The 7384-nt window shown below is 56.2% G+C and carries 7 protein-coding genes; all 7 read left to right on the top strand.

Annotation, left to right across the window (positions count from 1 at the left end):
- Positions 1-337 precede the first annotated feature (337 nt).
- Positions 338-613: a hypothetical protein gene (locus ACOYNV_RS24390; RefSeq protein WP_422902410.1), complete on the top strand. Its 276-nt coding sequence runs from the start codon at positions 338-340 to the stop codon at positions 611-613.
- A gap of 171 nt (positions 614-784) precedes the next feature.
- On the top strand, positions 785-1108 hold the full coding sequence (locus ACOYNV_RS24395) for a type II toxin-antitoxin system RelE/ParE family toxin (RefSeq protein WP_422902411.1): 324 nt from the start codon (positions 785-787) through the stop codon (positions 1106-1108).
- Positions 1101-1412, top strand: coding sequence for a DNA-binding protein (locus ACOYNV_RS24400; protein ID WP_422902412.1), 312 nt, complete (start codon positions 1101-1103; stop codon positions 1410-1412). The genes ACOYNV_RS24395 and ACOYNV_RS24400 overlap by 8 nt, the downstream gene beginning before the upstream one ends.
- Before the next feature lie 1524 nt (positions 1413-2936).
- Complete coding sequence (locus ACOYNV_RS24405) at positions 2937-4820, top strand: pyruvate kinase (protein ID WP_422902413.1); 1884 nt, start codon at positions 2937-2939, stop codon at positions 4818-4820.
- A 28-nt stretch (positions 4821-4848) separates the two neighbouring features.
- Positions 4849-5088: a hypothetical protein gene (locus tag ACOYNV_RS24410; RefSeq protein ID WP_422902414.1), complete on the top strand. Its 240-nt coding sequence runs from the start codon at positions 4849-4851 to the stop codon at positions 5086-5088.
- Between the two features lie 632 nt (positions 5089-5720).
- Positions 5721-6671 (top strand): alpha/beta hydrolase family protein, encoded by a 951-nt coding sequence (locus tag ACOYNV_RS24415; RefSeq protein ID WP_422902415.1) that lies wholly within the window; start codon positions 5721-5723, stop codon positions 6669-6671.
- Between the two features lie 38 nt (positions 6672-6709).
- Positions 6710-7384 (top strand): SOUL family heme-binding protein (locus ACOYNV_RS24420; RefSeq protein ID WP_422902416.1); only part of this gene is annotated, 675 nt, incomplete at its 3' end.

The following is a 7384-nucleotide window of genomic DNA, read 5'->3' on the forward strand; positions in this document are numbered from 1 at the left end:
TTTCGCGGTGCTTCAACTCGGGTTGTGAGCGACCTACGGCATTTTCGTAAGCCATATCGCATGATAAAGTCATGGCGTCAGGCAGTTGTCAGTCTGAAGCAGACCCTGGCTGCGGCACCGAGCATTTTTTAGTGAACGGCAGGTCTACACTGGAAGCAGCCAATCAACTTCTTCGGCTGGCTGACAGCATCCGACCCAAAGCGGTCATCGGGGGTTTTGTAAAGCTGCCGTTCGATGGGAACGCAGAAAACGCGGTAGCAGCCGTTTGAAATGCGAAAGTGATATTTTGGAGCGAGCGGCAGCTTTGCGGCCGAAAGCAGCCAGTGAGTGTTAATTGATGGCGGTCGGCAAACGGCCAGGAGCGGACGGTGGCGAATTTTCTCCAAACCGGCCGTTGAATTGGTCGAGCCACCCGATAGCGGACATTGAACCTGGCACACTCAATTTTTTCAGATCACAGGCTGCTTTGCAGCGTAAGCGGACGGCCAAGGAATATGATCAGAGATTTTTTCCCGGCGGCGCAATAATCGGGCAGGTGTTTTTTGAGTGGCCGGTCTACTGCACATTGCTGCCTTTCGATTATCGTCAGACGAAAACCATGGGCAATGAGTAGGAGCGATTGATTATCAATATCGCCAATTTCTGAAAAATGAAGAGTCGTTCCTGTATTGCGCGACAGTGACAGACCAATATTTGATTGAACGGATTCTGATTCTGAGGAATTCTATCGAAATGGGTACGCGACGAGTCTTGCAATACTTCGCTTATAAGCTAAAATATAGCCATGTACGAAATCATCCATTACCTCGACGAGAGCGAGAACGATCTCTACCAGGATTGGCTTGAAGGTCTTCGTGACCGCATAGCGAAAATCGCTATCATCAAGCGTATCGCTCGCGTAGAGGCTGGTTTGTTTGGGGATTGTAAGTCCTTGCGGGACGGCATCGGTGAATTGCGAATTGATGTGGGGGCCGGATACCGCGTCTATTACGCAAAGGTTGGCAATCAGGTGATATTACTTACCAGTGGCGGAGACAAGAAGTCGCAGAGCAGGGATATTGACCGAGCAGTTGGATTTTTGAAAGATTGGGAGAAGCGAAATGGCTAAAGCACACCGAACTCACGATGAAGCAACTGTTGAAATGTTCCGCCGCGACCCGGATCTTGCGGCGGAGTATCTAAACTCCGTACTGGTCGATGGCGACGAAACCGATTTGATGCTGGCACTACGCAGTCTCAGCAAAGCGTTTGGTGGCGTTCAGGAGATAGCGCGCCAGGCAGAAGTGAATGCCCATACGCTCTATCGCACGTTGTCCGAACAGGGAAATCCTGAATTGAAAACGCTTTCTGCGATTCTCAAGGCCATGGGGATGCGGCTGGCCGTACAGCCGATCCATCAGTTGCATGCCTAACCCACGCCGCACTCTTGATCGACCAACGTGGGTGGCGGAGGGCCGTCATGCTTCGTAACGTCAAGTGTTCAGTTCGGAATTTTCATCAATGGCCGGTTTACGCACGTTAACTGACGTTCGTGTCTAAACAGGCGAAGAGCGTATTTTGCATAAAACTGGTTGGAGTTGCGTCGCGTCCGAGTGGCCGCTATCAGTCTGTAGCCGCCGCTGGCTGCGGTGCCGAGCTTTTTTTGTTCGAACGGCAGGTTACCGCTGGTAAGCGGCCGCTCAGTTTTCAGGTGTGGCTGACCCCATCCGACCCAAAGCGGTCATCGGGGGTTTTGTAAAGCTGCCGTTCGATGGGAACGCAGAAAACGCGGAAGCAGCCGTTTGAAATGCGAAAGTGATATTATGGAGCGAATGGCGGCTTTGCGGCCGAAAGCAGCCAGTAAATGTAAATTGATGGCGGTCGGCTGACGGCCAGAAGCGGACGGTGACGAATTTTCTCCAAACCGGCCGTTGAATAGGTCGAGCCACCCGATAGCGGACATTGAACCTGGCACACTCAATTTTTTCGGCTCACAGGCTGCTTTTCCACCGATTGCGGTCATTCACGACCCTGAAAATGCTCGGGGTTTGATGGCCGCTTTCGGGGTTAACCCGCCGTTCAAAGTGCTAATATTCGATGCGGTTGCCAGGCTCCTCACGGCCACTATGCATAGATCTCAACTAGAGATAGATCGCAAGGACCAGAACGGTTCGACTCATGCACAGAGCGCTTCTTGGCGAGGTCAGCGGAAATTATTCTAGGCATAGTTTCGGCAGTAGAGACCCGACGAGGCTCTACTTCTGGAGACCTTTATTGGTGAAACCCGTTTTTCTCGCCTTGCGCATCAAGTTACTTACAAAGGGCGATATCGGACCAGCGCCGCGATTTCACGGTATCTTCTTCGAAACACAAGCCGGTCTCACCGCAAGCATCGCGATGCGGATACCGTGAGCCAAGCGCCCTCATGAAGTTCCTTTAAACGCTGTAACTATGCAAAGGACGCACCGCTTCCAAATGAGTGGTAGCGGGGTTCCGGCGCGTTTTTCTGAATATAACTACGCCTAGTTGAGATCTATGCATAGTGGCCGCTATGCAAAGCTTTACATAGCACCCAACAGCAGCCACTGGATTTTCTGCTCCAAACCGGCCGTTCATTTTCGTGGTTGCTCTGCGGCCATTAGCCGGAGGGTGATCAACTTTTTTTCAGCCTGACGGGCAGATGTGCAGCGTAACCGGTCAGTGAAACTTCATGACCGGGGAATACAGTTTAGGTGATACTTTTCGCAGGGAGTGGTTTTCTGAGTGGTCGCGCCTCTTCTCATTTCTGTCAGCCTACTGCCGGCGCAAAGGCAGTGCTTGGGGTGCTATTCGGGAGAATTTTCTGCGAATCGTGACGCCCTACAAAGCCAAGATCGGCGATTGACTTCGGTGCCGGACGTCAGCCATACTCCCCGAAGGCCCGTTGGATTTCCTATCCTTACCCTTACAGCCACGCCATGACGAACTCCCGTTCCTTTCAACGCATCATTGATTCGGTCACGGCGGTCATCGACCGGTGCGTGGCGCTGGAGAAGTCGTTTGACCTTCAGTTGAATGAGATTCTGCCGGAACAGCAGGCCAGCGCGCGTAATCTGATCCACTATCTGGCGCTGCGCCAGCACGACGTACGGTCGTTGCAGATCGTGCTTTCCTCCTACGGGCTTTCCTCACTGGGGCGGACCGAGGCGCATGTGTTAGCCAGCCTGTTGACGGTCCGGACGGCGTTGCAGTTAATGGCCGGAGAGAAGAAGCCGGAACGTACCGCGGCGGCGGTGGATTTCAGCAGTGGCCCGGCCTTGCTGCAGGGCCACACGCAGCGCCTCTTGGGGAGCTCTCACGCCAGCCATCCGGTGCGCGTGATGGTGACCATGCCTCCCAACGCCGCCAGCGACTATTTGCTGGTGCGTGACCTGGTTGGGGCCGGGATGGACATCATGCGCGTCAACTGCGCGCATGATGATGAAGCCGCCTGGAGCGGGATGATCGCCAATCTGGAGCGCGCCAACCGTGAATTTTCCCGCCGCTGCCGCGTCCTGATGGATTTGGGTGGGCCCAAGCTTCGGACCGGGGAGATTGAGGGCGGCCTGCGGATATTGAAACTGCGGCCCAAACGCGACGTGCGGGACCAGTTGCTGCAACCGGCGCGCGTCTGGCTGACTGATGCCGCGGGCCCGCTGGAGCCCATCGCCGGCGTCCCCGTCGTTCCGCTCACGGGCATCGTCATCAGCCAGCTTCGCGTCCGGGACAAGATCCGGTTCGCCGACACGCGCGGCCGTCAGCGGACGCTGACCATCACCGCATGTGAGGCGGGCGGCTGTTGGGCGGAGAGCGCGCAGGCGGCTATGCTGGAAACCGGCATGGTGGCGGCGGCCTATCGTGGTGCCAAGCCGGTGGCCCTAGGTGAGATCGGCCAGTTGCCGTTGGTGGAACAGCCGCTGGTGCTGAAACGCGGCGACCTATTGGAAGTAACCGGGCCGGCCACTCCCGGGAAACCGGGGGAACTGGACGATCAAGGCCGGGTGAAACGTCCGGCGACGATCCCGACGACGCTGCCCGAAGTATTTAAGTTTGTCCGGGCGGGGGAGCGGATCTTCTTTGACGATGGCAAGATCGGCGGCATCGTCAAGTCGGTGACCAAGCGCAAGATGAGGGTGGAGATTACCTACGCCGCCCATGCCGGCGGCAAGCTACGCTCCGACAAAGGCATCAACCTGCCCGATACCGATCTTGATCTACCCGCGCTGACGCCCAAGGATTTTCAGGATCTGAAGTTTGCCGCCCGGCATGCGGACATGGTGGGGCTTTCCTTTGTCCGGCATCCCAACGATATTGAACTGCTGCAGCGCGAGTTGGAACGTCTGGACGCGGGCGATGTCGGCATTGTGCTGAAGATCGAGAACCGGGTGGCGTTTGAGAATCTGCCACAATTGCTGCTAAAGGGCTTGCAGACCATGCCGCTCGGGGTGATGGTGGCCCGTGGGGATTTGGCGGTGGAGGTCGGCTTTGAGCGGTTGGCGGAGTTGCAGGAGGAGATCCTGTGGTTGTGTGAAGCGGCGCATGTGCCTGTGATCTGGGCCACGCAGGTGCTGGAAAATATGGCCAAGACGGGGATGCCCTCCCGCGCGGAAGTAACCGATGCCGCTATGAGCGGCCGCGCGGAATGCGTGATGCTGAACAAGGGGCCCTACATCGTCGATGCCGTGAAGTTTTTGGAAGACGTTCTGGAACGTATGAAGCGCCACCAGCGCAAGAAGGCCTCGATGCTGCGGCGGTTGTCGATTTCTCACGCGAAGCCAAGAAATAAACCGGAACCTGGGGCGGCCGACCGGGATCCCGCGTGAGCGGCATCCCTGACGCCGGTCTGCGCCCATGCTGTTGAAGAACTTACGGACCATCGACGGCAAGACGCTGACGCTGGAAACCATGGTCCCCGGCGAAGGCCGCGATCTCGTCCGTACCGGTCAACTGGAGACCATCGAAGCCGACGTCGTCGTCCAAGTGCTCGGTCAGACCGGCGACTTCGGCGCGCTGGGGACTTTCGAGCCTGTTGAAATACTGCTGCCCGACTGCTCTTGGCCGGGGCCGGCGAACGCAATCCTACATCGCTGACCGTTCCGATCTTAAAGCCGCCACTCGGTCGAGAAATTCGCTGTCTCGTCTGGAACGGCAGCTTTCGTTGTCACCGCTTTCCCCGCGAATGACCGCTGTCAGAAACCGCCAGTGATGGCAATGGGTCGGTGGCTGTCATCAAGCTCTGATGGAGTCGAAAGGCAGGAATCAGAGTACAGCGGCCGTTGGGCATTCAAAAATTATCAGACCGCTTACAGTCTGAAGCAGGCAATCGGCGACCAACAATGGACCGACGGCTCCTGGCCGGCAACTGCTCGATACCATATTGCACCCACTGAATGCTCCCACTGCTATCCCGGTCGGGCCTGAAAAACTTCGCAACTTTTCTGCAGATGACTCAAGCAGGCTGAATGTCTACATAGGCTCAACGGAAGCTGACACCCTCAGTCAGATCGCCGTAGACTCGAAACTTCAGGCCAAAGTAACGGTCAATAAAATAATGCCTTATTAGTTAGTACTTTCTAACCATGAGATTTTTCAAGTTTCTCATGCCCAATGCATCAACTGAGAACGTGATACCCGTGTCCAAAACGCCTTTGTTAAGGATCACTGCTGCCGCAAGCGCAACGTTTGTTGTGCTCTTTTTAGCGTCGACTCGTCTAGCGGCCCAAATGGTTGAGGTGCCGGCGACCGTCCCCGCCGTTAACACGCTAACGGAGACCGCCGTTGAAGCAGGCGCTGCGGAGATCGTTACCCATGATTTCGACTGGTTCGATTCGGCGCGCAACCGCGCTGTTCCGGTGCGGCTGTATCTTCCGGCGCAGACGGCACCTGCGCAGACACTGCCTCTGGTGGTGTTCTCGCACGGCATGGGTGGATCACGACGAGGCTACAGTTATCTCGGTGTCTACTGGGCCAGTCACGGCTATGCCAGTCTGCACCTACAGCATGTCGGCAGTGACCGTTCGTTGTGGTCCGGTAACTTCTTCGGCCTTGTCGGGCGTCTTCAGGCAGCTGCCAAGGAAGAGGAGGCGATCGCTCGCGTCGGCGACCTGCGCTTTGCGCTTGATCAGATTCTCGCCGATAAAGAAATTGGCTTAAGGATCGACGCCGGGCGCATTGTTGCTGCTGGTCATTCCTACGGCGCCAATACTGTCATGCTTGCCCTTGGCGCGCGCATCGAGCGCCAGGATCACCTCATTGACCTTAATGAGCCGCGTCTCAGGGCGGCCGTTCTGCTTTCTGCACCACCCTTCTACGGTGAAAGCAACACGGTTGGAATTCTCTCGGAAATCAGGGTGCCGTCACTGCACATTACAGCGACCGAAGACATCATCCGCATTCCGGGGTACTACTCGGGGGTTGAGGACAGAATCGCTGTTTTCGACGCCATGCCTGGCACGCGCAAAGTTCTTGCGGTATTCGACGGCGGGTCCCACAGCATGTTCACTGATCGTACTGGCACCGGCGGTGCAGCGCTCAATTCGCTGGTAAAGGCCGCGACCAAGGAACTCTCGGTCGCTTTCTTCGAGAGTGTGTTTGGCAGCAACGATGCGGCGCTGCGCAACTGGCCAGCACGCCATAATGCGATTGTCGCAAAATTCATTACTCCGGGTTCTTAGGCCATTCTTAGTTACACTTTTCTATTTGACTGAATGCCATGCGCCTCTATCTATTCACCTTCGTCCTTCTGGTGGTGCCCATTTTGACCCGTGCCGCTGAAGAGCCTAACCATGAAGTTCTGCGCAAGCTTGAAAACAACATCGAGATTAGGCAGTATGCGCCCTATGTGGTCGCCGAAGTGCTTGTCGAGGGTAGTGCCGATACGGCAGGCAATGATGCCTTTCCTATTCTCGCAGGCTACATCTTCGGAAAAAACAAGGGTGAGCGGAGTTTTTCGATGACTGCCCCGGTAACGCAGACCGTCGCCCCGGTGAAGCTGGAGATGACGGCGCCAGTCACCCAGACGGCGGTCGTCGGCGGCTGGATCGTGCAGTTCGTGCTGCCCAAGGGGGTGACGCTCGCCTCGGCACCCGAGCCGAATGATTCGAGAGTCAAGCTGCGCGAGGAGGCAGGTAGACGCATTGCAGCGATACGTTACTCGGGATTCTGGTCCGCCGATAACTACGCAGAGCACCTGGACAAGCTAAAGGCAACACTCACCTCTGAAGGGCTTACCTGGTCAGGCGAACCGGTTTTTTCTCGTTACAACCCGCCATTTACACCGTGGTTCTTGCGACGCAATGAAATCTGGCTATCACTGCCTTCAGAGCAGGTTAAACGTGCTTTGTTTACCCCTACAAGCCAAACCCACTGGTACTGCTGGGTTTATAGT

It is taken from the genome of Propionivibrio sp., from assembly GCF_049316945.1.
Taxonomy (GTDB): domain Bacteria; phylum Pseudomonadota; class Gammaproteobacteria; order Burkholderiales; family Rhodocyclaceae; genus Propionivibrio.

Coding starts and splice junctions, on each gene's coding strand:
- ACOYNV_RS24390 (WP_422902410.1), top strand. CDS start 338: ATGGCGGTCGGCAAACGGCCAGGAGCGGACGGTGGCGAATTTTCTCCA.
- ACOYNV_RS24395 (WP_422902411.1), top strand. CDS start 785: ATGTACGAAATCATCCATTACCTCGACGAGAGCGAGAACGATCTCTAC.
- ACOYNV_RS24400 (WP_422902412.1), top strand. CDS start 1,101: ATGGCTAAAGCACACCGAACTCACGATGAAGCAACTGTTGAAATGTTC.
- ACOYNV_RS24405 (WP_422902413.1), top strand. CDS start 2,937: ATGACGAACTCCCGTTCCTTTCAACGCATCATTGATTCGGTCACGGCG.
- ACOYNV_RS24410 (WP_422902414.1), top strand. CDS start 4,849: ATGCTGTTGAAGAACTTACGGACCATCGACGGCAAGACGCTGACGCTG.
- ACOYNV_RS24415 (WP_422902415.1), top strand. CDS start 5,721: ATGGTTGAGGTGCCGGCGACCGTCCCCGCCGTTAACACGCTAACGGAG.